The following is a 22,091-nucleotide window of genomic DNA, read 5'->3' on the forward strand; positions in this document are numbered from 1 at the left end:
TCGCCAGGCCGGGTTCCCCTCAATAAACCTGGGACAGGCTTCTCCCCCGGTCTTTTTCCGAAGTGAAATTCGAAAACAAAAAAAACCTCTCCATTTCTGAAGAGGTTTTGATTTCTCGAGCGGGAGACCGGGTTCGAACCGGCGACATTCAGCTTGGAAGGCTGACGCTCTACCAACTGAGCTACTCCCGCCTTTGCACTGCAAATATAAAGTTTAAGTTTTTCAACTTCCAAAAAAACTTATAGCTTTTTTAAAAAATGATACCCCTTAATCACATAGCCTTCATTCATATAAAATTTGTGAGAGCGGTAATTTTGTACATAACTGTTTAACTCTGCAGTTTCGCAATTTTTCTGCCTGGCATAATTATGTATAAAATCCAGGAGCTGCTTCCCTATTCCTTTATTTTGATATTCCTCCAAAATAAAAATATGGTCCGGCTCGCAACTTCTGCCGGCATAATAGCGCGTCATGAACCAAAGCCCAAATATCCCAATCATTTTTTCATTCACATAAATACCAAAACATTCATAGTTTTGATCAAGCATTTCCCTGAATCTTTGCTTTAGCAGCTGTTCATGGATTTCCTCCTGAGAAAGCTTCTGGATAAATGGAATAATACTGTCTATATCTTCTTTTAAAATCTTGTTAAATGCCGGTTGCATAAAGGAGTTTTCTGCTAAAATAATCATATTTTTAGCCTGAACTAGATTGGATAATATTTATAACAGATATGAAAGATAAAACCGGTAAAATTCAGGATTTAATAGATGCTAAATTCCTTAAGGAACGCAAAGTATTTCTTTGGGGAATGGTAAACGATAAAACTGCAAAACATGTAATAGATCGTTTGATGTATCTGGACCTGGACGGAGATGAAGAAATACAATTATTTATAAACAGCCCGGGAGGTTACGTGACCGATGGTTTTGCTATTTATGATACTATTAAATCCCTTAACAGTCCTGTTTCTACTATTTGTACAGGATTAGCAGCCTCTATGGGCTCTATTTTACTTTCTGTAGGAACCAAAGGCAGGAGGTTTATACAGCCACACGCAAAGGTAATGATTCATCAGCCAAGCGGTGGTGCGAGAGGACAGGCTTCGAATATTGAAATTCAGGCAAATGAAATCCTTAAAACCAAAGAATTAAGTGCCCAGATCCTTGCTGAGAATTGCGGGCAGGAATATCAAAGGGTGCTTAAGGATTTTAACCGCGATTACTGGATGGACGCAGAAGAATCCCTGGAATATGGCATAGTGGATGGCATTCAAAAAAAGTAGCCTATGGAAATTAAACACAAGGAAAGCGACAGCAGGGGAATGTTCTATATTGAAGGGGAAAAAGGAATAATTGCTGAACTCACCTATCAAAAACAGGAAAACAATATAATTGTTATAGACCATACCAAAGTAGATCGTAGAAAGGAAGGGCAGGGATTAGCTACCAGCCTGGTTAAAAAAGCGGTGGAATTTGCGCGTGAAAAGAACCTCAAAATTGATCCGCTGTGCCCCTTTGCTGAAGTACAATTTGAAAGGTACAATTCCTATAGTGATGTAAGGGCTTCAAGATATTGAAGCCTTTTTTTATTCTGCCATTTTCTCGAATCTCCTAAACCTTTAGTATGTTCCGCTATAGAACCCGCTTTTTGACCGTCTTTGTATTATCTATGCTCTTTTCCTGTAAAAATGAAAAAGAAGATCAGGATTTTCTAAAAAAAGTACCGGGAACCAGGGAAGAAACCATTGATCCCCTTGCAGAAAGCTCTATAATCGCAGATTTTTTTTTAGATGCAACCAAAGCAGGGGAATTGAAATTAGCTAATCCTGAAGCGGTAGCCAAATATTATAAATCTCAAAATTTCGCGCCGGCCTGGAAAAATAAAGCACTGCGGAAAGAACTGTTGGAAAATGTTCAATCTATTTCTAAAGAAGGGCTAGATCCCACAGATTATCATTTTGAATACCTAAAAAAATCCCTGGCAGATCCTGCAAATCTGGATAAACAGGAAAAAGGACAACTGGAAATACTATTAACCGATTCTTTTTACCGCCTTCTGCACGATCTATACTACGGAAAGCTAAATCCAAAAGAGTTATTTGAAATCTGGGATCTTAAGAAAGACAGTATTAATATTCCGCAATTAATGAAAGAGACATTCTCAGAAGCTTCAATTACTAAAACATTAAATTCAGTTAAACCGCATCATCAGGTATATTCAGGGCTAAAAAAATCTTTGGCCGAATATGCTTCAACTTCAGAAGAAAATATCACTACTGTTAATGAAGGGCCCACCATAAAACCCGGTGAAAATGATCCCAGGATCCCTTCCGTGGTAAAAAGACTGAAAGAACTGGATTTTTCCGTAGAAAAAGATTCGACAACGGCTTATACTACCGGTATTCAGGACGCGGTAAAAAATTTTCAGCAGAAATATGGGTTGGAAATAGATGGCATTATTGGCAGAAGCACCATCAGGAATTTAAATAAAACCCAAACAGACCGGCGGAAACAAATTTTGGCAAATCTTGAGCGATGGCGATGGTTTCCAAGGGATTTTGGAAATCACTATATTATGGTAAATATTCCAGATTTTGAACTTACGGTGGTACGAGATGGCGATACCGTAGCAAAACACAAAGTAATGGTGGGAGTGCAGGCCAGGAAAACACCCGTTTTTTCTGATGAAATTGAATATGTGGTTTACAATCCAACATGGACTATCCCTCCTACAATTAAAAAGAATGATGTGATCCCGGGAGCGGCCAGAAATATCGCTTACCTGAGAAACCGCAATCTTAAGGTTTACAGTGCCGCGGGAGAACCAGTAGATCCTTCTACTATTGACTGGAATGCTGCCGAAGCATTAAATTACACGTACCGGCAGGAAGCCGGCAGAACAAATCCATTAGGAAGGGTAAAGATAATTTATCCAAACCAGTACCTGATTTATCTACATGACACTCCTTCCAAGGCTTTCTTCGAAAAGAACTCGCGGGCGCAAAGCTCGGGCTGCGTAAGGGTTCAGGATGCCATTGGATTATCAAAATATCTCCTGAACAACCGGGAGAATTATTCTTCAGAAAAAATTGATAGTATTATCGCTTCAGGAAAAACAACTAAAATACAGGTCACCCAGCCGGTGAAGGTCTACCATCTTTACTGGACCGCCTGGAGAGAGAACAACGGCACCTATTTTACTGAAGATATTTATGATACCGATGAAAAAATTTATAAACGCTTATAAAGTAAAATCCCACCATGTGGCGGGACTTTTCAATTAACACTAAACTTTTCCGGAATTACACCGTAGGATAATTCAGGTAGGACGATTTTTCCTGGTAATTCTTAGAATTTTTGTGAATATAAACCACAGATTCTCCTTTAATGGTATTTATAAGGTCTTTTGCGAGATTATTAGGAACCGCCGGGCAGCCGTAGCTCCTGCCAAGCCTTCCGTATTTTTGAATAAATGCCGGAGTGGCATAATCTGCCCCGTGAATAACCACATACCTTTTACGGGCATTGGAATTAAATCTTTTTTCCTTTCCGTCTATAAATAAGGACAAACCGTTTTTTCCGTAGTAGGTTTCGCCAGTAACATAAAATCCCAGAGAGCTTTGTAAAGAATTAGGCGTGTTTGAAAAGTTTCTTGCAAATTCCCCACCGGTATTCTTCCCATGAGAAGTGAAGGTATTAAAAAGTACCTTTTGGTTCTTCATGTCCAGTATCCACATTCTCTTTTCCTTAGAGGAGAGATCAAAATCTATAATAGTAAGGATCTTTTTATTAACCAGTCCTTCTTTCTCTAATTTATAGTAGCCTTTCATCCCTTCTTCAAAAACCCCGGGAGCCGGCATGTTTGCATTATTTTCAATAAAAGCATTATAAGTATTACTTACCTTTTCTTCAAAACCCACAGAGGCTTTTTTTGAAAGGGCATCTACTACTAGTACTGACCTGGAATCATTTCTATTTTCTTCTTCATTTAATTTATCTTTAGCGCTGAAAGCAAAAGAGAAACACAATACAGCTACCACAGTCAGGAATCGATACGTCATATAAAAGAGATTTTAAGATTTAAAGTCTGTTAATAAATTCCAAAGGTTGTGCCAACATACAAAAAAAATTGCTTAATTGCCTGAGGAGACCCTAATTTCCCTAATTTTAACATTTAATTGCTAAATTACAGCTAGTTAGCACCTTTTTGAATTTTATCAAAAACGGAATGCAGTTGTAATTATTGTCTGCGAATGCACTTTATAATGTTAAAATTTTAGAGCAGAAAAAGTAAAAGTTTTGCGAATTCAGGGCCTTTTTTAATAAAACATTATAGGCGCATATTTAATAGCCCGGTGTATTGTTTTTATCTTTACGCCCGAATTTGAAAACTTCAAGATGAATAAAAAGGTTTTACTCATGATACTGGATGGCTGGGGCATGACCCAGGATCCGGAAATATCTGCCATTGCAAAAGCGAATACTCCATTTTTTGATTCCATAATAGAAAAATACCCCCATGCACAATTGCGTACAGATGGGATGAATGTTGGACTGCCGGAAGGACAAATGGGAAACAGCGAGGTTGGACATATGAACCTTGGGGCTGGCCGCGTGGTTTACCAGGACCTGGTAAAAATAAATATGGCCGTGGAAAATAATTCGCTGAAAGATGAACCCGTCTTACAGGAAGCTTTTAATTACGCCATTAAGAATAATAAACCTGTACACTTTATGGGACTGTTAAGTGATGGTGGCGTACATTCCCATATTAACCACCTGAAGGGTTTGCTTACCGCAGCTGAGGAATTTGGAGTAAAAGATAAATATGTACATGCATTTACTGATGGCAGGGATGTAGATCCACATTCCGGAAAAGATTTCATCAGAGAGATTGATGAGCACCTGAAAAAAACCAACGGCAAACTGGCTTCAGTAATTGGGAGGTATTTTGCCATGGACCGTGACAAGCGCTGGGAAAGAGTAAAAAAGGCCTATGATCTTATTACCAAAGGAGAAGGTTACAAAACCACCAATGCTGCAGAAGCTGTACAGCGCAGCTACGATAACGACACCAGTGATGAATTTATTGAGCCCATTGTAATGACTGACGATGATGGGAATCCTGTTGCCACGCTAAAGGAAAAAGAAGTGGTGATTTTCTTTAATTTCAGGACAGACCGGGGCAGGCAACTTACCCAGGCACTTACCCAGCAAGATTTCCCGCAGTACGACATGAAGAAAATGCCGCTGTATTATGTGACCTTAACAAAGTATGATGATAATTTCACCAACGTGAATGTTGTTTTCAAAAAGGATAATATAAAAACCACTTTGGGCGAGGTCCTTGAATATACCGGAAAAAAACAAATACGCATTGCCGAAACAGAAAAATACCCACACGTTACCTTTTTCTTTTCCGGCGGAAGGGAAAAACCTTTTAAGGGCGAAAGCAGGATTATGTGTAATTCTCCCAAGGTGGCGACTTACGATCTGCAGCCAGAAATGAGCGCATATGAAATAAGAGATAAAATAATTCCTGAATTAAAAGATAAATCGGCAGATTTTATATGTCTCAATTTTGCGAATCCAGATATGGTAGGCCATACAGGTGTTTTTGAAGCTGCCGTAAAAGCATGCGAAACGGTAGATGAATGTGCAAAAGATGTTGCCGAAACTGCTATGGACAACGGCTATGCGGTAATTGTAATTGCAGATCACGGTAACAGCGAAACCATGATAAATCCAGATGGCAGCCCAAATACGGCGCATACTACCAATCCTGTACCCCTTATTCTTTTAGATAATGATGTTAAATCCATCAAAAGCGGTAAACTGGGAGATATTGCACCGACTATATTAAAACTAATGGGAATTGAAAAGCCCGAATTAATGACCCAGGAATCCCTGGTGTAACCTAACATTTATTTATATGAGTAATTTTTTAGGCCTGTTTCTATTGATAATGCTTAGTTGCAGCAGTGCTAATACCAATACAGAAAACAACTCCAATGCGATCTCAGAAACAAACCATGCAGAACAGCAGGGAATGCTGCTGGGGGAAGTGAGCAAAAAAGATCTGGAAGAAGAGCCCTATGCCACCTGGTTTCATCAGGGGTATGAAGATTATAAACCTTCAGAAGATATAATGGAAACCATAGATAATTATATTTCAGATTATGAGATCAAGATGGTTTTTGGCACCTGGTGCCCAGATAGCCGGCGGGAGGTCCCAAAAGTTTTCAAACTTTTGGATAAAGCAGGTTATGATTTGGAGAAATTAGATGTGATTGCAGTGGACAGAAGTAAATCTACCCCAGGCAATTTAGAGGAGGGTTTAGACGTTAAACGTGTACCTACAGTTATTTTTTATAAAGACGGAGAAGAAGTTAACAGGTTTGTAGAATATCCGCAGGAAAGCCTTGAAGAAGATATTGCTAAGATTGTGAGTGGCCAAGAATATACAAATCCTTATGCAGAATAAAAAAGCAGGAGAACCTTGTTTCTCTCTTTTTAAGCTTTAAAATATGCGGAAATCTTTGACAATCGCAGTAGATTTTGACGGTACTCTTGTGGAAAATCAATATCCTGAGATTGGAAAACCCATGCTCTTTGCTTTTGAGACACTGCAAAAATTACAGGAAGAAGGACATCTTTTAATCCTTTGGACTTACAGGCATGGAGAAAAATTGCAGGAAGCCGTGGCTTTTTGCAAGAGAAAAGGAATAACGTTTTATGCTGTTAATAAGAGTTATCCAGAAGAAGAATTTGACAGAAGTATAAGCAGAAAAATTCTTGCAGATATATTTATTGACGACCGTAACCTTGGAGGACTTCTTGGCTGGGGAGAAATATACCAAACGCTCACACAGCAAAAGCCTTCGGGATTGATTCTGAAAAAGAAAAAGAAAAATAAACCGGGCCTTCTGGACCGGCTTAAAAACAAGTTATGATAATACCCAAAACACAAGAAGAGATTGAAATAATAAGAGAAAGTGCTCTCATTGTTTCTAAAACTCTTGGCGTTCTGGCTCCGGAGATAAAGCCCGGTGTTACTACCCTACAGCTTGACAAAATTGCGGAAGAACACATTCGTGATCATGGCGCACAACCCGGATTCCTGGGTTTGTATGATTTTCCGAATTCTTTATGCATGAGCCCCAACGCGCAGGTGGTTCATGGAATTCCCAACGACAAACCTTTGGAAGAAGGTGATATAATTTCCATTGACTGTGGCGCATTAAAGAACGGATTTTATGGAGACCATGCCTACACTTTTGAGGTGGGAGAGGTTGCTCCGGAAACACGTAAACTCCTGCAGGTCACCAAGGAATCCCTTTATGAAGGCATAAAGGAATTTCGTATTGGGAACCGTGTGGGGGACGTTGCTTTTGCCATCCAAAATTATACTGAACAGCATGGTTATGGTGTTGTGAGGGAATTAGTTGGGCATGGCCTTGGCAGAAAAATGCACGAAGATCCTGAAATGCCTAATTATGGCAAGAGAGGGAAAGGCAAAAAATTTGTAGAAGGAATGGTGGTGGCTATTGAACCAATGATTAACCTTGGAACCAAAAGAATTAAGCAGTTGCCCGATGGCTGGACCATACTTACAGCCGATAACCAGCCAAGCGCTCATTTTGAACATAATGTAGCTCTTGTAGACGGAAGACCAGAATTACTTTCCACTTTCAAGTATATCTACGAAGCTTTGGGTATTGAAAGCACAGAAGAAAACGAATTTAGAGCTAAAATTTATGATTAAGGATTATCGACAGGAAGTTTGGAAAAAACTTCATAAGGAAGAATGGCAGGACAGGTTTGTCTACAAAGTTTCGAACTATGGAAGGGTAATTAGTTACCTTAAAAATCCCGATGGGGAATTGATGAAAGGTGGCAAGGTTGGCGGATACCTTAATTTTGCGGTAAGGCTTAAAAATGGCAAAAGCAAAACGTATTATGTTCATCGCGTTGTTGCCGAACTTTTTTTGAAGAAAAAAGAAGGGGATAAATATGTGATCCACAAAAATTTTGAAAAGGACGATAATAAGGTTTCAAACCTTGCCTGGGCTACTAAAGATGAATGGGTGGAACACCAGTATCACAGCCCTAGTGTAAAAGAAAACAAACACAAAAGAAAGCTTAGGAAAGTAGTTTCCTATTCCAAACTCAGCTATGCGCAGGCCGTTATCCTGAAGAAAAAATTACTGGACCCAAATCGCAAGACCCGCATAAAGGTACTGGCAAAACAATTTGGAGTTTCTGAAATGCAGTTGTACCGAATAAAATCCGGAGAAAACTGGGGAGATATTGAAGTTTGATCCATGTCTCTGCTTCAGAATTATAAAAATAGAATTGCCGGTTTGGGAGAGAAGAGTACTTTTGCCTGAATGAAGCGATTGTTTAAAACAGTTCTTAACAACATTCCACGACCTTTACTAATAAGGCTTAGCTATGTTGTCCGCCCTTTTCTAAAGCTTGTTCTTAAAGGCAGGCGCTATACAGATCCCATAGATGGGAATTCGTTTTCAAAGTTTTTGCCTTACGGGTATGAAAAGCAAAGGGAAAATGTGCTTTCTCCTTCTACCTTATCACTGGAGCGTCACCGCCTACTATGGCTTTATCTACAGCGGGAAACAAGTTTCTTTAAGGACAGGCTAAAAGTGCTGCATTTTGCACCGGAACAGGCTTTTTATAAGCGCTTCAGGAAACTTACGAATCTTGATTATACTACAACAGATCTTAATTCCCCCCTGGCTGATGTAGAAGCCGATATTTGTAATTTGCCATTTCAGGACAACAGTTACAATTTTATACTTTGCAATCATGTCTTGGAACATATTCCTGATGACACCAAGGCCATGCAGGAAATTTACAGGGTTTTAAAACCCGGCGGCACGGCTATCCTTCAAATTCCGCAGGATTTAAGCCGGAAGATAACTTTTGAAGATAACTCCATTACAGATCCCAAAGAACGTGCACGTATTTTTGGCCAATATGATCATGTAAGGGTTTACGGCAGGGATTATTTTGACAAGCTTAGAAGCATCGGCTTTAAAGTGGAAGAAGTAGATTATACGGCAGAATTATCTTCCGCAGAAATTGACAAATACCGGCTTGCCAAAGGAGAAATTATTCCTGTTTGTAGAAAATAGCTATTTCTGCAGGTACTTTTTAAATCCGTCTGAAGTGTACACCTGCATCTCATTTCCTTCCCCCGCGTAAATAAGATAAACTTCCACGCCATTTATACGCTGAAGCATCTCCCTTGATTTTTCCAGTCCCAGCGCCATAAAAGCAGTAGCATAGCCATCGGCCAGGGTACAATTTTCAGCAAGAACAGACGCGCTAAGGAGGTTGCTCTGCCGCGCTTTACCGGTTAAAGGGTTAATGGTATGCACAAAAGCTTCTCCGGTTAAAGAATCGGTGCGGAATTTCCTGTAATTCCCGGAAGTGGCAAGGGCACTATTTTCTAATGCCAGAACGGTTTGAAAAGTGCGCTCCCCTTCCACCTGCTGCGGATCGTCTATAGCCACTCGCCAGGAATCGCCACTATCTGTATTTCTGCCTTTGGCCACCAGTTCCCCTCCCAGTTCTATCAGGTAATTATCCACACCTCGTTTATCAAACCATTGTGCTATCACATCTATGGTATAACCTTTGGCAATGGCATTAAAATCCATATAAATACCCGGGGTTTCTTTTTCAATATGATGCTCATCCGTGAGCCTTAGCTTATCAAAACCAACGTAAGTCATCAGGGAATCAATTTCAAGTCTATCTGGCTCCTCATAGAAATTTTCAGGGCCAAAACCATAAGCATTCACCAAAAGACCCACGGTAGGATCAAAATAGCCATTGCTCTCCTTGTAAATTTTCTCTGAATAATTGAAAACTTCAACAAAATTACTATCCACCTTAATGCTGGTATTTCCGTCATTAATCCTGGAAATATCTGAATCTTCCTGGTAAGTACTCATAGAATTATTGATCACGCGGAATATGGAGTCCAGCCCTTCAGCAACAGGAAGTTCATTTTCAGCAAAAAAAGTGATGTGGTAAGTCGTTCCGAGCGCATTGCCGGAAACGGTGTATTTTTCAGTTCCATCTTCTGAACAGGACAACAACATAAAAATGGCAAAAATTGCCGGTAAAAATTTTTTCATATTTCTAGATTTCCTGCCAGCCATTATAGTTAACCACATAATTTTCTTCACTGGTAATAGGTTTTTCGTAATCTGAAGAATTGGCCAGGCCTACCCCGGCATAAAATGTACGGGCATTAAATTTGAGCGCATGTTCTTTCATGCTTTCCATGAAAATACGATCAAACTTTTTAGGGTTTGCAGGATAAGTAATTGCACGTACAATTACAAAATGAAGTTTTTTATCCTTGAGTGCCACAAATTGAGGATTTCGTTTCAACTTGCTGTTCACTCCAAGAAATTCGTAACCGTTGTCCTCCAGGTCCTTCCCAACAATATTCATTGCGAGGTTATGTAGCTCCTGTTTATTTAATTCTGCCATACCCAAAGATAGAAAAATCCCGCCGAAGCGGGATTTAATTTTTATCCTCCAAAATCATCAAATCTGATATTCTCCGGCGGAACTCCAAAATCTTCAGCCATCTTCTGAACGGCTTTGTTCATTAACGGGGGACCACAGAAGTAAACTTCAATTTCTTCCGGCTCTTCATGCTGACTTAGATAATTATCGATTACCACCTGGTGGATAAAGCCTACAAATCCGTCTCCATCATCATCCAGGCTTTTCTTAACTTTCCAGTTATCCTCTTCCATAGGTTCTGAAAGGGCCAGGTAGAATTTAAAATTAGGAAAATCCCTTTCTAAAGCTCTAAAGTGCTCCACATAGAATAATTCCCTCTTAGAACGCCCACCATACCAGTAGGTTACTTTTCTACCGGTTTGCAGAGTTCTGAACAAATGGTACAAGTGGGAACGCATGGGTGCCATTCCGGCTCCACCTCCCACGTAAAGCATTTCTGCATCACTTTCGTTAATAAAAAATTCTCCGTATGGTCCGGAAATGGTTACTTTATCTCCTTTTTTCCTGGAGAAGATATAAGAGGAAGCAATTCCGGGATTTACATCCATCCATCCGTTCTTTGCACGATCCCATGGCGGAGTAGCCACACGCACATTTAGCATAATCTCTCTTCCTTCTGCAGGATAAGAAGCCATGGAATATGCACGCTCTACCGTTTCGGCATTTTTCATAACCAGCGGCCAAAGCCCGAATTTATCCCATTCTTCTTTAAATTTATTAGGATCGTCATGCTCTTCAGGATGCGCGGTGATATCCATATCTTCATATTTCACCTCGCATTTAGGTATTTCAATTTGAATGTACCCACCTGCTTTATAGTCCATATCTTCAGGAATTTCAACAACAAATTCCTTAATAAAAGAGGCGACGTTGTAATTTCTTACTACGGTAGCCTGCCATTTTTTAATTCCGAAGACTTCTTCAGGAATAGTGATCTTCATATTCTCTTTCACTTTCACCTGGCATCCAAGTCTCCAGCCATCGGCAATCTCCTTTCTGGTAAAGTGAGGCTCTTCAGTAGGAAGAATGGCGCCTCCACCCTCTTTTACGATACATTTACACTGGATACAGGTTCCACCTCCACCACAGGCAGAAGGAAGGAACAATTTATTTTCTCCAAGAGTTGAAAGCAAAGTCCCGCCGGAACCTACTTCTATATCTCTTTCATTATTTACATTAATATTAACCGGACCTGAAGGTATCAGCTTGGCTTTGGCGCCCAACAGAATGGAAACCAACAATAAGATTAATACTAAGAATACAACTACACTTGCTATTATAACTGTCATAGTCCCTTTTTTGCGATTATAATTTAATTCCCATAAAGCTCATAAACCCAAGGGCCATTAAGCCGGTAATAATAAAGGTGATCCCCAGGCCTTTTAGAGGCGCAGGAACATTTGAATAAGCCATTTTTTCACGGATGGCAGAAATGGCGAGAATGGCAAGAAACCATCCAATTCCGCTACCAAAGCCATAGGTTAAAGCTTCACCAACATAGCTGAAGTCTTTTTGCTGCATAAACAAAGCTCCACCAAGGATGGCACAATTCACCGCGATTAGTGGCAGGAAAATACCCAAAGAGCCGTATAAGGCCGGGGCAAATTTTTCAACCACCATTTCCACCAGCTGCACCATTGATGCAATTACCGCAATAAACATGATCAAACTCAGGAAGCTAAGATCCACATTGGCGTATTCTGGCCCCAGCCATTCTAAAGCTCCGGCCCTTAAAAGGTAATTGTCCAGTAAATAGTTTACCGGAACGGTAATAGTAAGTACAAATATTACTGCCGCTCCAAGACCAACAGCCGTTTTCACCGTTTTAGATACTGCCAGGTAGGAACACATTCCTAAAAAGTAGGCAAAGATCATATTTTCGATGAAAATACTTCTTACAAATAAGTTTACTAAATCCATTTCTTAAATTTTTTAAGCTGTTGCGCTATTAATTTTCTTCAATCAGTTTACGGTTTCTGGAACGCTGTACCCAAATAATACAACCCACTACAATAAGGGCCATTGGGGACAACAACATTAATCCGTTGTTCTCATATCCAAGTGAATATAATCCTGTTGAATCTGCCGCAGTGGTTCCCTGGTGGCCAAGGATTTCATAGCCAAACAATTTACCGGATCCTAAAAGCTCCCTGAAGAATGCCACGATAATAAGGATTAACCCATAGCCGGCAGCATTTCCTATCGCATCCAGAAAAGATTTATATACCCCGTTTCCAAGTGCAAAAGCCTCAAGACGTCCCATTACGATACAGTTGGTAATAATAAGACCAATGAAAACCGATAACTGTTTACTAACATCATAGGCATACGCGCGTAAGATCTGGTCTACCAGTGCCACGAGCGCCGCTACCACGACCAGCTGTACAATAATCCTTATCCGGCTTGGGATAAGGTTACGCAGCAGGGAAATAGCGATGTTACTACCTGCCATAACCGCCATAACCGCTATTGCCATAACAATTGCAGGCTCCAACTGTACGGTAATCGCCAGGGCTGAACAAATTCCCAAAACCTGAACGGTAATTGGGTTATCGTCGTTTAAAGGATCTGTAATTAATTTCCTATTGTCTTTAGAAAAGAAACTTTCTTTTTCCTCAGAATCAGACAGGAATAAGATCATTTCTTTCTTTTTTGCTTCCTTTTCTTCGGAAGTAAGATTTTTATCTTTAGCCATAATTACTCTGTAAGTTTCATATCTGTTTGTTGCTGAAAGTAAGGTATATAATGCCTTAGCCTTTCTGAAATCATGTTAGACACTCCATTTCCGGTAATGGTTGCCCCGGAAATCGCGTCAACCTCGTGGTCTGTAGAAGCTCCCCCTTTCACAACAGAAACTCCTTCTAACTTCCCGGTATCGTCAAAAATTTTCTTTCCAACAAAACTTTCCCTAAACCAGGTAGTGGTAATTTGCGCACCCAATCCCGGGGTTTCCCCAAGGTGGTCAAAGGTTGCTCCTTTAATAGTATTTATATCATCCTGCAGGGAAATATATCCAAAAATAGCATTCCACAGGCCATTTCCTCTTAGCGGTACGATATAGTATTTTTCTCCTTCATATTCCGCGACATATAATGGATAAATTTGCTCTGTATCTTCTCTCTTAATTTCTTTTGCAAGATCTACATTAAAGGCATCCACATTTTCTGCTACGGTACCATCTTCTTTAAGGGCAATTTCTTCGGTAATATATTTATCATACAGAGCCTGTGCCCCCGGCCTGTCTGTCTCTATTCCCAAAGTATTAAGAATACTCTGCATTTTCTCCTGCCTTACATTCTCATATTGTATAGGCTGTAGGGAGGTTGCTGTAAAAGCAAGTACAGATGCCACGACCAAAACCATAATGATCGCAAAAACAAAGGTGTACCCGTTACTATTTGTTTTATTTACTGATTTTTCTTCCATAACTAAACTGCTGTTTCTACCTGCGCATTAGTAGTGTTAACTCTTTTCTTTCTTCGCTTGATGTTGGATTGAATCACATAATGATCTATCGTTGGAGCGAAAACATTCATTAACAGGATCCCCAGCATCACTCCTTCAGGATATGCAGGGTTAAAAACCCTTATCATAATAGAGAAGAATCCAATCAGGAATCCGTAGATCCATTTTCCTTTTAAGGTTTGTGCCCCGGAAACCGGATCTGTAGCCATAAATACAATACCAAAAGCCAGGCCACCCACAATAAGATGAAGATACCATGGGAAATTGGTAAGATCATTACCTTCCAGTCCCATTGCCGGGAGGGCGTTAAAAATTAATCCCATTACCGCAGCCCCTACAAAGGCACTAAGCATGATTCTCCAGCTTCCTGTTTTGGTAATAGCCAGAAGAACGGCACCAATTAATATGCATAAAGCAGAAGTTTCTGCAACAGAACCAGGAATTACTCCTGTAAACATATTCATGGCAGAATAATGAACATCGTGACCCGCGGCCAAAGTACCTAAAATGGTCTCTCCCGATACCCCGTCTACTTCCCATGCATTACTTACCCAAACCTGGTTACCGGACATATAGGTAGGATAGGCAAAAAAGGCAAATGCCCTGGCAGTTAAAGCCGGGTTAAGAATATTCATTCCTGTACCCCCAAAAGCTTCTTTCCCAATAAGTACTGCAAAAACAACAGATACGGCAATCATCCATAACGGCAATCCAACAGGCATAATCATAGGGATAAGTAAGCCGGTTACCAAATATCCTTCGTTTACCTCATGCCCTCTGAAGATAGCAAAGGCAAATTCAATTCCCAAACCTACGGCATAAGAAACCACAATCATAGGAAGCACTTTTAAGGCTCCATGTCCAAAAGCATCCCAAAAGGTAAAAGGCTCATCAAGTTGAACCAGATACTGGTAGCCGGTGTTCCACATTCCAAAAAGCAAAGCAGGAATAAGTGCAATTACCACCGTAATCATCACCCTTTTTAAATCTACAGCATCCCTAATGTGAGATCCTTTTTGGGTAGTGTGATTAGGAGTAAAAAGAAAAGTGTCCAGGGCATTTACTGCCGGAGCAAATTTCTCATATTTATTACCCTTTGCAAAGGGTTCTTTTATTTTATCTAATCTCTGTCTAATCCATTCCATAGTTAAACTTCTTTTTATCCAACTTCAGTAATCATTAAATCCAAACCTAAACGTATTACTTCCTGAATTTCGATCTTAGAAGTATTAACGTATTCCACCAGGGCGAAATCTTCCGGAGCAACTTCATAAATGCCCAGATTTTCCATTTTTTCAATATCGCCTGCAAGACATGCTTTAATAAGCTGCATAGGAAATATGTCCATAGGCATCACCTCTTCCATTTCTCCCGTCACCACCAAAGCACGCTCTTCCCCGTTAAGATTTGTCGTGGGTTTGTATTTTCTATTCGGGAACAGCCAGGAAAGAGAGGTATGCGAATTTGAATGGATGTGGTTATAAGTAAATGGCAACCATCCAAACATCCTGTACTTATTACCTTCCGGAATAAGAGTGACTTCACTGTCAAAAAATCCAACATACTGGTGATTAGAAAGCTTTTGTCCTGTTAGTACGTTGCCAGAGATAATCCTTACATCGTCAGAAATTTCACCTATAAGATCGGTAACATTTCCACCAATTTTAGTTTTGTAATATTTACGGTTTTTGGCCTCGCTTCCAGTTACTGCCACCGTACGGTCTGCAATATACTTCCCGGTAAGGAAAACATTCCCTATAATGGTAAGATCTTCCGCTGCAACCGTCCAAACCCGATCTCCCATATTTAAAGGATCAATTTTATGGATTTGAACCCCAACGTTTCCTGCAGGATGAGGGCCGCTAACATGATGCAGCTCCACTCCTTTGATATCGTTTAGCACCTTAGCTGAACTGTCATCCACACAAAGATGAACTTTCCCGCTGGTAAGCTTTCTCATGGCATTTACCCCTTCCTGAAAAGCAGCTACTTTATCTTTAAGAATAAAGCCTGCATCCGGAGCCAAAGGAGCTGTAGTTACTGCAGAAATAAAAATAGCTTTGGGCGAATCTTTGGGATCTGCAATAATATCGTATGGCCTCTGATTAATAAAGGCGCCACAACCACTTTCCAGGATGCGCGCCTTTACATTTTCCGGACTTGAAGCTGAAGCGTCCATTTTCCCAAAATCTTTATAAGTATCTTCAGGATCTGCTTCAATTATAATTTCCATGATCCTGCGCTTCGCACCACGCTTTATTTCTTTTAGCGTTCCGCTAACCGGGCTGGTAAACCGTACTTCACCAGTATATTTTGAGAAGAAAATTTCATCACCAGCTAGAAGCTTAGCTCCTTCTTTTACAACCATTTTAGGTACAACTGTGTGAAAATCCGGCGGCTTAATAGCGTAGGTTTTAGATCTTGGAGCTTCTGCAAGTTCCTTTTCCGCCTCTCCTTCTAATTTTAGAGATAATCCTCTTTTAATTCGAATGTCTTTTGACATAGGATGGAGTGTATGTTAAAAAATGTTTATTTTAAAGTCGTGCAAATTTATGAATTTTCACCTCACTTTTCCCAACAAATAGGAGTTTTTTACAAGCCTCAACTGTTAAAATGAGAAGCCAAAAATTAAGCGATTGTTTTGATGTTAAAAATGTTTATACTTTTGAAAAATGAAAGCAGTTCTACTCTTTTCTTTTATTATTCTTAACACTGCCGCTAGCTATAGCCAGGCAGAGGTAGAAATCCTCCCCCCAAATTACATCAGGACCATTCAGCTTAACGGCAGTGATGCTGCTCCCGGCAGCGATCCCATTATGCTCCTGGGAGAAAGCCTGAGGCTTTCGTTTGATGATATTATAGGAGACGAAGCCGATTATTATTATGTAATTGAACATTACAATTACGACTGGACGCCCTCCCGCCTGTCCAAAAATGAATATTTGCTGGGTTTTGATGATATTCGTATTTTTAATTACACCAATTCCCTGAATACCCTGCAGCCTTATTCCCATTACGAATTACAAATTCCAAATAGCGATACTGGAGGCCTTAAAGTAAGCGGCAATTACATGATCAAGATCTTTAATGCCGAAAGAGAACTTGTTTTTTCCCGGAAATTTATAGTTTATGAACCCATTGCAAAAGTAGGCGTAACGGTAAGAAGATCCAGAAACATCAATTTTATCAATGAAAAGCAGGTAATAAACTTCAGCATCACTTCATCTGAATTTCTTCTGAAAAACCCAGCTGAAAACGTAAAAGTACTCCTTCTTCAAAACCACAATTTCAAAACAGCTATTAAAAACATAAAGCCGCAATACACCATTGGCAATGAGCTTATCTACAAATATGATGAGCCTACAGCTTTTTGGGGCGGCAATGAATATATTCAGTTTGACAGTAAAGATTTAAGGGCCACCACGGGAGATATTAATTATATAGAACTGGAGGAACTCTACCACCACTTTTTGTTCCCTGATTTTACGCGTGCCTTTGAACCCTATACTTATAACCCAGATATCAACGGCGGCTTTGTGGTGAGGACACTTTCCGGTAATAATCCAGATATTGAGGCAGAATACGTATGGGTACATTTTCAGCTAAAAAATTCACGTCCGCTTAATGGCGGACAGCTGCACATCTACGGAAAATTTAATAATTTCGTACTGGATGAAACCACCAGATTAAGCTTTAATGAAGAAACCGGTTTTTTTGAAGGAGTACGGCTATTTAAGCAGGGATTTTATAATTATAAATATATATTGCTTAATACCGATGGCAGCCTGAATGAAGGTTTTATAAGCGGGGATTTTGACGAAACTGAAAACGACTACCAGGTAGTGGTGTACTACAGGACTCCGGGAGCAAGATATGACCGGGTGATTGGGCTGGGAAAAGCCAGCTCCCTAAACATCAGGAATTAACAACCAGCCATAGAGATTATGAAAGTTAAAAGGTCGCTGTTAAAATACAGAGGGACAAGGTGCCTTAACTGTGATCACCAGCTTAGCATTAGTGACCGTTTTTGCCCGCGCTGCGGCCAAATGAACAGCACCAAAAAACTAAGTTTTGATGATTTCTTTTCTGAATTCTTTTCAGGCATTTTTGCTTACGATTCCCGATTTCAGCGTACGCTGAAAGCCTTATTATTCCAGCCAGGCAAAATTTCAAAAGACTACATACAGGGAAGAAGGATGCGCTATGCGAATCCCTTCCGGTTTTACCTGAGCGCTTCTATTATATTTTTCCTAATTATGGGTTTTTCCAGCTCTCTTGATGAAGTAAGTTTTGCCAATGACCGTGATGCCATAAGAAAAGAGCTGACTCAAATGCCAAAAGACAGCCTTAATCAAATAAATGAGAACCTTAAAATACTCCCGGCTTTAAAGGACAAAGAATTACGCCTGGATCCCGAGGCACCGCAACCCACACAGGAAAATTCTTATGCAGATGTTTATATCCCCGAGGAAGATATGGACACTATGGGTTTCTGGAACAGGAATACCGAAAAACTTAATATTTTTTACGAATTTCATAAAGAAACGCGGATTGTAAATTCTGAAAAGGCGCTGGACAGCCTGCATTTTACCAAAACCACTACTAATGAATGGTTATACAAAAAGGCTGTTAGCTTTAACAGGATATATGAAAATCCTTCGATTTTTGTAAATTATTTTATCAGCAAACTTCCATTTATCATTTTTTTCTACCTTCCGGTTTTCGCACTTTTTATGTGGCTCTTATATGTAAGAAGGCCCTTTAACTACATGGAGCACCTCATTTTTGCCTTTCATGTGCAAACTACTTTTTTTGTACTGTTTTCCCTTGCGCTCATCTTTGATTATTTTATTTCTGGAGACTGGGGAACCACAATAGCAATCACTGTATTTGTAGCTTATTTATATAAGGCCTTAAGAAAATTTTATAACCAGGGCCGTGTTAAAACGGTTCTAAAGTTCATCATTCTAAGCGGTATATTCTTTATTTTAGCAGTGATCGCAGCCGCATTTTCAGCACTTGCATCCTTTGCAATCTTTTAAATATGACCCAACAGGTAACCCGTGGAATAAAGATTTCTGTTGAAACGCACTTTGAAGGAGTTTACTTCAAAGAGTATCAGATTCGTTTTGCCTTTGGTTATCGCATCACGATTGAAAACCAGAGCAATGATTCCGTTCAGCTTACTTCTCGTTTCTGGAAAATAAAAGACGCCTTAAATAAAACCGAAATTGTAAAAGGAGAAGGCGTTGTTGGAAAAAAGCCAATTTTAAAGCCGGGAGAAGTACATTCCTACCAAAGCGGATGCCTTCTTACAGCTCCTTTTGGAGCCATGAAAGGTTATTATAATATGGTAAATTTCACTTCAGCAAAAAAATTCAAGGTACGCATTCCAAGCTTTAGGTTAAGCGCGCCTTTCGCTTTAAATTAAACCTTCAGGAATTCTTCTGATACTTTGCCGCCGGCCAGTTCTTTGTACCAGAATCTTAATGCATCACTGGTTTTTTCAACCTGAGAGATACTCTGTGTTTTCAGAAATCCCCTGTCTATTATAAGGCCGGAATTCTTATCTCCAGCTCCTGCAGAATGATGAAATTCCAGCAGTGCTTCCGCATCCAATTCCTTTTCATCTTTTACATCCTTAAACCACTCCAAGCGCTGCGCTTTTATTTCTTCAGAATATAAAGGCGAGGAAGACCATATATGGCTGGTAAGCGGCAGATGCTTCCGGTGCCGTTCATTGCCATCCCACACGAATTCAATAAATATTAATTCCTTTCTCCAATCCACAATAATCATGGTAAAAGGTTCAATATCTTCGAGAGGATAATTCAGGATTTCTTCATTTACTTCTTCATTTGCCAGAAAATCCTTCACTACCACTCCCCTGCTTTTTCTGTAGGACTCCTTCCGCCGGTGATTTTTAAAACCTCCGTTTAAGAGGCAGACAAGCCTTTTCTTTTCACTAACACCAAGCCAAGTTCCGCCGGCAACTTTATCTTTGGGAAAATACAATCTTTTACCAGAATATGTTTCCCACGAAGGAGGCAAATTTTCCCTGTTTACAGCTTCATCGCGATTAAAAGTTAAAATAAAAGCGTTATAAATTTCAGGTTGAGCAACAAGGCTAACGGTACACATAATTTTTGGAAATCTTATGAAGTTACAAAAAAAGTTAAGCTTTCGTGAATACTGGCTATATAAATATGAATCCCACTTTATTTTTTTACCTTTAGCCACTAAGTATCAAACGCTAAAAACCTAAAAAATTTATGGGAAAAGGATTTTTTCATGTTCCTGTCGCCACAAACGAACCAGTAAAATCGTATGAGCCAGGATCCCCCGAAAGAGAAGAAGTTTTAAAAACGTACAAAGAGCTATACAACAATAAAATTGAGGTGCCGCTTTATATAGGTTCCGAAGAGATTAAAACAGGTGAAACCGCAACCATGCACCCACCACATGACCACCAGCATGATCTGGGGGTTTATCATAAAGCCAGCAAAAACCATATTGAAAAAGCCATTGAAGAATCCTTGAAGGCCCGTGAAAAATGGGCAAATCTGGAATGGGAACAAAGAGCGGCAGTTTTTCTTAAAGCAGCAGATCTTATTGCCGGGCCGTACCGTTCTAAAATGAATGCGGCAACCATGATTGGCCAGTCTAAAAATGTTTATCAGGCTGAAATCGATTCTGCCTGTGAAATTTGTGATTTTCTTCGTTTTAATGTGGAATACATGTCTCAAATTTATGACGACCAGCCAGAATCTTCAGATGGAAACTGGAACCGTATTGAATACCGCCCATTGGAAGGATTTGTTTACGCAGTGACTCCATTTAATTTTACTGCAATTGCAGGAAATTTACCTTCAAGCGCAGCTTTAATGGGAAATGTGGCGGTATGGAAACCAAGTGACAGCCAGATTTTCTCAGCCCAGGTTCTCATGGAAGTATTTAAAGAAGCAGGAGTGCCGGACGGAGTTATAAATATGGTCATGGGAGATCCAAAAATGATTACTGATGTAGTTCTTGAAAGTCCTCAATTTGCAGGGATACACTACACAGGTAGTACCACCGTATTTAAGAATATCTGGGCACAGATTGGGAACAATATTCACAAATACAAATCTTACCCTCGTATTGTAGGAGAAACAGGAGGTAAGGATTTTATTATCGCGCATCCTACTTCTAATGCCAAACAGGTTGCTACAGCCATTTCCCGCGGAGCTTTTGAATACCAGGGACAAAAATGTAGTGCTGCTTCAAGAGTTTACCTTCCGGAAAGCCTTTGGCCTGAAATCAAGGATTTTGTAATTGAAGATGTGAATTCTTTTAAAATGGGGTCCGCTGAAGATATGGGCAATTTTATTAATGCGGTAATTCATGAAGCTTCTTTTGATAAGCTGGCAAAATATATAGACCAGGCGAAAGAAGATAAAGATGCTGAAATTGTTGTTGGAGGTGGTTACGACAAATCCAAGGGTTACTTTATAGAACCTACCGTTATTGTTACTTCCAATCCTACATACGAAACAATGTGCACCGAATTGTTTGGACCTGTGGTAACTATTTATGTTTATAAAGATGACCAGTGGGAAGATACATTAGATATAGTAGACCAAAACATGTATGGATTAACCGGTGCTATTTTCTCCGGAGATCGTTATGAAGCTGCAAAGGCTACAAAACGACTTCAGAATGCTGCCGGAAACTTTTATATTAATGACAAACCAACAGGAGCTGTTGTAGGACAACAGCCTTTTGGAGGTGCAAGAGCCAGTGGAACCAATGACAAAGCTGGTTCTAAATTAAACCTGTTGAGATGGGTTTCTCCAAGGCTGATAAAAGAAACTTTTGTTCCGGCTACAGATTACCGATATCCCTTTATGGGCGAATAAAGTTATAGGAAATAACTTTAAGAAAGGCCGCGCATGACGCGGCTTTTTTTATCACTAAATCGCTCTTTTTCAGAATAATTTACCCTCCTCAAAAGCACAATATTATCTCTTCAACGAGAATTAAAGTTCTTCAACGAATATTTATTAAAGGTTTGTAAAA

General features: G+C 39.8%; 24 protein-coding genes and 1 tRNA gene. 13 read left to right on the forward strand and 12 right to left on the reverse strand.

Going from position 1 to position 22,091, the window contains the following annotated elements:
- Positions 1 to 118: 118 nt before the first annotated feature.
- Positions 119 to 191 (reverse strand) — tRNA-Gly (locus AB8M93_RS05525).
- Positions 192 to 239: 48 nt separating this feature from the next.
- Entirely contained in the window at positions 240 to 692 is a 453-nt protein-coding gene (locus AB8M93_RS05530; protein ID WP_373056578.1) for a GNAT family N-acetyltransferase, read from the reverse strand.
- A gap of 41 nt (positions 693 to 733) precedes the next feature.
- Here AB8M93_RS05530 and AB8M93_RS05535 point away from each other — a divergent pair, with 41 nt between their 5' ends.
- Genes AB8M93_RS05535 through AB8M93_RS05545 form a run of 3 tightly spaced genes read left to right on the forward strand, consistent with a single transcriptional unit; the run spans position 734 to position 3,249 of the window.
- On the forward strand, positions 734 to 1,285 hold the full coding sequence (locus AB8M93_RS05535) for a ClpP family protease (protein WP_373056579.1): 552 nt from the start codon (positions 734 to 736) through the stop codon (positions 1,283 to 1,285).
- A 3-nt stretch (positions 1,286 to 1,288) separates the two neighbouring features.
- Complete coding sequence (locus AB8M93_RS05540) at positions 1,289 to 1,579, forward strand: GNAT family N-acetyltransferase (protein WP_373056580.1); 291 nt, start codon at positions 1,289 to 1,291, stop codon at positions 1,577 to 1,579.
- 47 nt (positions 1,580 to 1,626) lie between these two features.
- A complete protein-coding gene (locus AB8M93_RS05545; protein ID WP_373056581.1) occupies positions 1,627 to 3,249 on the forward strand; it encodes a L,D-transpeptidase family protein in 1,623 nt (540 codons plus the stop codon).
- Between the two features lie 55 nt (positions 3,250 to 3,304).
- Here the strand turns inward: AB8M93_RS05545 and AB8M93_RS05550 are convergent, their stop codons facing one another.
- Positions 3,305 to 4,063, reverse strand: coding sequence for a murein L,D-transpeptidase catalytic domain family protein (locus AB8M93_RS05550; protein ID WP_373056582.1), 759 nt, complete (start codon positions 4,061 to 4,063; stop codon positions 3,305 to 3,307).
- Between the two features lie 337 nt (positions 4,064 to 4,400).
- Here AB8M93_RS05550 and gpmI point away from each other — a divergent pair, with 337 nt between their 5' ends.
- The 6 genes from gpmI (at position 4,401) to AB8M93_RS05580 (ending at position 9,157) form a co-directional block, all read left to right on the forward strand.
- A complete protein-coding gene (gene gpmI / locus AB8M93_RS05555; RefSeq protein ID WP_373056583.1) occupies positions 4,401 to 5,918 on the forward strand; it encodes a 2,3-bisphosphoglycerate-independent phosphoglycerate mutase in 1,518 nt (505 codons plus the stop codon).
- A 16-nt stretch (positions 5,919 to 5,934) separates the two neighbouring features.
- Positions 5,935 to 6,486: a thioredoxin family protein gene (locus AB8M93_RS05560; protein ID WP_373056584.1), complete on the forward strand. Its 552-nt coding sequence runs from the start codon at positions 5,935 to 5,937 to the stop codon at positions 6,484 to 6,486.
- Between the two features lie 43 nt (positions 6,487 to 6,529).
- Positions 6,530 to 6,955: a BT0820 family HAD-type phosphatase gene (locus AB8M93_RS05565; protein ID WP_373056585.1), complete on the forward strand. Its 426-nt coding sequence runs from the start codon at positions 6,530 to 6,532 to the stop codon at positions 6,953 to 6,955.
- Entirely contained in the window at positions 6,952 to 7,767 is an 816-nt protein-coding gene (map, locus tag AB8M93_RS05570; RefSeq protein ID WP_373056586.1) for a type I methionyl aminopeptidase, read from the forward strand. The genes AB8M93_RS05565 and map overlap by 4 nt, the downstream gene beginning before the upstream one ends.
- Entirely contained in the window at positions 7,760 to 8,323 is a 564-nt protein-coding gene (locus tag AB8M93_RS05575; RefSeq protein ID WP_373056587.1) for an HNH endonuclease, read from the forward strand. Before map ends, AB8M93_RS05575 begins: the two co-directional genes overlap by 8 nt.
- Positions 8,324 to 8,392: 69 nt before the next feature.
- Entirely contained in the window at positions 8,393 to 9,157 is a 765-nt protein-coding gene (locus AB8M93_RS05580) for a class I SAM-dependent methyltransferase (RefSeq protein ID WP_373056588.1), read from the forward strand.
- On the opposite strand, the gene AB8M93_RS05585 is transcribed toward AB8M93_RS05580, so the two are convergent.
- From AB8M93_RS05585 to AB8M93_RS05620, 8 genes are read right to left on the reverse strand one after another with little or no spacing between them, the layout of a single operon-like run.
- Positions 9,158 to 10,168, reverse strand: a complete 1,011-nt coding sequence (locus AB8M93_RS05585) for an FAD:protein FMN transferase (protein WP_373056589.1) — start codon at positions 10,166 to 10,168, stop codon at positions 9,158 to 9,160.
- A gap of 4 nt (positions 10,169 to 10,172) precedes the next feature.
- Positions 10,173 to 10,529 carry a DUF8840 domain-containing protein gene (locus tag AB8M93_RS05590; RefSeq protein ID WP_373056590.1) on the reverse strand — a complete coding sequence of 119 codons (357 nt, stop codon included), beginning with the start codon at positions 10,527 to 10,529 and terminating at the stop codon, positions 10,173 to 10,175.
- 41 nt (positions 10,530 to 10,570) lie between these two features.
- A complete protein-coding gene (gene nqrF / locus AB8M93_RS05595) occupies positions 10,571 to 11,857 on the reverse strand; it encodes an NADH:ubiquinone reductase (Na(+)-transporting) subunit F (RefSeq protein WP_373056591.1) in 1,287 nt (428 codons plus the stop codon).
- A gap of 16 nt (positions 11,858 to 11,873) precedes the next feature.
- A complete protein-coding gene (gene nqrE / locus AB8M93_RS05600) occupies positions 11,874 to 12,488 on the reverse strand; it encodes an NADH:ubiquinone reductase (Na(+)-transporting) subunit E (protein WP_373056592.1) in 615 nt (204 codons plus the stop codon).
- 28 nt (positions 12,489 to 12,516) lie between these two features.
- Entirely contained in the window at positions 12,517 to 13,263 is a 747-nt protein-coding gene (locus AB8M93_RS05605; RefSeq protein WP_373056593.1) for an NADH:ubiquinone reductase (Na(+)-transporting) subunit D, read from the reverse strand.
- Positions 13,264 to 13,265: 2 nt separating this feature from the next.
- Positions 13,266 to 13,994: an NADH:ubiquinone reductase (Na(+)-transporting) subunit C gene (gene nqrC / locus AB8M93_RS05610; protein WP_373056594.1), complete on the reverse strand. Its 729-nt coding sequence runs from the start codon at positions 13,992 to 13,994 to the stop codon at positions 13,266 to 13,268.
- Between the two features lie 2 nt (positions 13,995 to 13,996).
- On the reverse strand, positions 13,997 to 15,178 hold the full coding sequence (locus tag AB8M93_RS05615; RefSeq protein ID WP_373056595.1) for an NADH:ubiquinone reductase (Na(+)-transporting) subunit B: 1,182 nt from the start codon (positions 15,176 to 15,178) through the stop codon (positions 13,997 to 13,999).
- 14 nt (positions 15,179 to 15,192) lie between these two features.
- On the reverse strand, positions 15,193 to 16,536 hold the full coding sequence (locus tag AB8M93_RS05620; RefSeq protein WP_373056596.1) for a Na(+)-translocating NADH-quinone reductase subunit A: 1,344 nt from the start codon (positions 16,534 to 16,536) through the stop codon (positions 15,193 to 15,195).
- A 169-nt stretch (positions 16,537 to 16,705) separates the two neighbouring features.
- Here AB8M93_RS05620 and AB8M93_RS05625 point away from each other — a divergent pair, with 169 nt between their 5' ends.
- Genes AB8M93_RS05625 through apaG form a run of 3 tightly spaced genes read left to right on the forward strand, consistent with a single transcriptional unit; the run spans position 16,706 to position 19,464 of the window.
- A complete protein-coding gene (locus AB8M93_RS05625; RefSeq protein ID WP_373056597.1) occupies positions 16,706 to 17,959 on the forward strand; it encodes a type IX secretion system plug protein in 1,254 nt (417 codons plus the stop codon).
- Between the two features lie 18 nt (positions 17,960 to 17,977).
- The gene (locus AB8M93_RS05630; protein WP_373056598.1) at positions 17,978 to 19,075 is read left to right on the forward strand and encodes a DUF3667 domain-containing protein; all 1,098 of its coding nucleotides are present in this window, start codon (positions 17,978 to 17,980) and stop codon (positions 19,073 to 19,075) included.
- A 2-nt stretch (positions 19,076 to 19,077) separates the two neighbouring features.
- Entirely contained in the window at positions 19,078 to 19,464 is a 387-nt protein-coding gene (gene apaG, locus AB8M93_RS05635; protein ID WP_373056599.1) for a Co2+/Mg2+ efflux protein ApaG, read from the forward strand.
- On the opposite strand, the gene AB8M93_RS05640 is transcribed toward apaG, so the two are convergent.
- The gene (locus AB8M93_RS05640; RefSeq protein WP_373056600.1) at positions 19,461 to 20,174 is read right to left on the reverse strand and encodes an NRDE family protein; all 714 of its coding nucleotides are present in this window, start codon (positions 20,172 to 20,174) and stop codon (positions 19,461 to 19,463) included. The two genes, apaG and AB8M93_RS05640, sit on opposite strands and share 4 nt — an antisense overlap.
- Before the next feature lie 131 nt (positions 20,175 to 20,305).
- Between AB8M93_RS05640 and pruA the strand changes: the two genes are divergently transcribed.
- The gene (pruA, locus tag AB8M93_RS05645) at positions 20,306 to 21,931 is read left to right on the forward strand and encodes an L-glutamate gamma-semialdehyde dehydrogenase (RefSeq protein ID WP_373056601.1); all 1,626 of its coding nucleotides are present in this window, start codon (positions 20,306 to 20,308) and stop codon (positions 21,929 to 21,931) included.
- Positions 21,932 to 22,091 lie beyond the last annotated feature (160 nt).

Origin of the sequence: Autumnicola aciditolerans (assembly GCF_041679265.1) — a bacterium.
GTDB lineage: Bacteria > Bacteroidota > Bacteroidia > Flavobacteriales > Flavobacteriaceae > Autumnicola.

Coding starts and splice junctions, on each gene's coding strand:
- AB8M93_RS05530 (WP_373056578.1), bottom strand. CDS start 692: ATGATTATTTTAGCAGAAAACTCCTTTATGCAACCGGCATTTAACAAG.
- AB8M93_RS05535 (WP_373056579.1), top strand. CDS start 734: ATGAAAGATAAAACCGGTAAAATTCAGGATTTAATAGATGCTAAATTC.
- AB8M93_RS05540 (WP_373056580.1), top strand. CDS start 1,289: ATGGAAATTAAACACAAGGAAAGCGACAGCAGGGGAATGTTCTATATT.
- AB8M93_RS05545 (WP_373056581.1), top strand. CDS start 1,627: ATGTTCCGCTATAGAACCCGCTTTTTGACCGTCTTTGTATTATCTATG.
- AB8M93_RS05550 (WP_373056582.1), bottom strand. CDS start 4,063: ATGACGTATCGATTCCTGACTGTGGTAGCTGTATTGTGTTTCTCTTTT.
- gpmI (WP_373056583.1), top strand. CDS start 4,401: ATGAATAAAAAGGTTTTACTCATGATACTGGATGGCTGGGGCATGACC.
- AB8M93_RS05560 (WP_373056584.1), top strand. CDS start 5,935: ATGAGTAATTTTTTAGGCCTGTTTCTATTGATAATGCTTAGTTGCAGC.
- AB8M93_RS05565 (WP_373056585.1), top strand. CDS start 6,530: ATGCGGAAATCTTTGACAATCGCAGTAGATTTTGACGGTACTCTTGTG.
- map (WP_373056586.1), top strand. CDS start 6,952: ATGATAATACCCAAAACACAAGAAGAGATTGAAATAATAAGAGAAAGT.
- AB8M93_RS05575 (WP_373056587.1), top strand. CDS start 7,760: ATGATTAAGGATTATCGACAGGAAGTTTGGAAAAAACTTCATAAGGAA.
- AB8M93_RS05580 (WP_373056588.1), top strand. CDS start 8,393: ATGAAGCGATTGTTTAAAACAGTTCTTAACAACATTCCACGACCTTTA.
- AB8M93_RS05585 (WP_373056589.1), bottom strand. CDS start 10,168: ATGAAAAAATTTTTACCGGCAATTTTTGCCATTTTTATGTTGTTGTCC.
- AB8M93_RS05590 (WP_373056590.1), bottom strand. CDS start 10,529: ATGGCAGAATTAAATAAACAGGAGCTACATAACCTCGCAATGAATATT.
- nqrF (WP_373056591.1), bottom strand. CDS start 11,857: ATGACAGTTATAATAGCAAGTGTAGTTGTATTCTTAGTATTAATCTTA.
- nqrE (WP_373056592.1), bottom strand. CDS start 12,488: ATGGATTTAGTAAACTTATTTGTAAGAAGTATTTTCATCGAAAATATG.
- AB8M93_RS05605 (WP_373056593.1), bottom strand. CDS start 13,263: ATGGCTAAAGATAAAAATCTTACTTCCGAAGAAAAGGAAGCAAAAAAG.
- nqrC (WP_373056594.1), bottom strand. CDS start 13,994: ATGGAAGAAAAATCAGTAAATAAAACAAATAGTAACGGGTACACCTTT.
- AB8M93_RS05615 (WP_373056595.1), bottom strand. CDS start 15,178: ATGGAATGGATTAGACAGAGATTAGATAAAATAAAAGAACCCTTTGCA.
- AB8M93_RS05620 (WP_373056596.1), bottom strand. CDS start 16,536: ATGTCAAAAGACATTCGAATTAAAAGAGGATTATCTCTAAAATTAGAA.
- AB8M93_RS05625 (WP_373056597.1), top strand. CDS start 16,706: ATGAAAGCAGTTCTACTCTTTTCTTTTATTATTCTTAACACTGCCGCT.
- AB8M93_RS05630 (WP_373056598.1), top strand. CDS start 17,978: ATGAAAGTTAAAAGGTCGCTGTTAAAATACAGAGGGACAAGGTGCCTT.
- apaG (WP_373056599.1), top strand. CDS start 19,078: ATGACCCAACAGGTAACCCGTGGAATAAAGATTTCTGTTGAAACGCAC.
- AB8M93_RS05640 (WP_373056600.1), bottom strand. CDS start 20,174: ATGTGTACCGTTAGCCTTGTTGCTCAACCTGAAATTTATAACGCTTTT.
- pruA (WP_373056601.1), top strand. CDS start 20,306: ATGGGAAAAGGATTTTTTCATGTTCCTGTCGCCACAAACGAACCAGTA.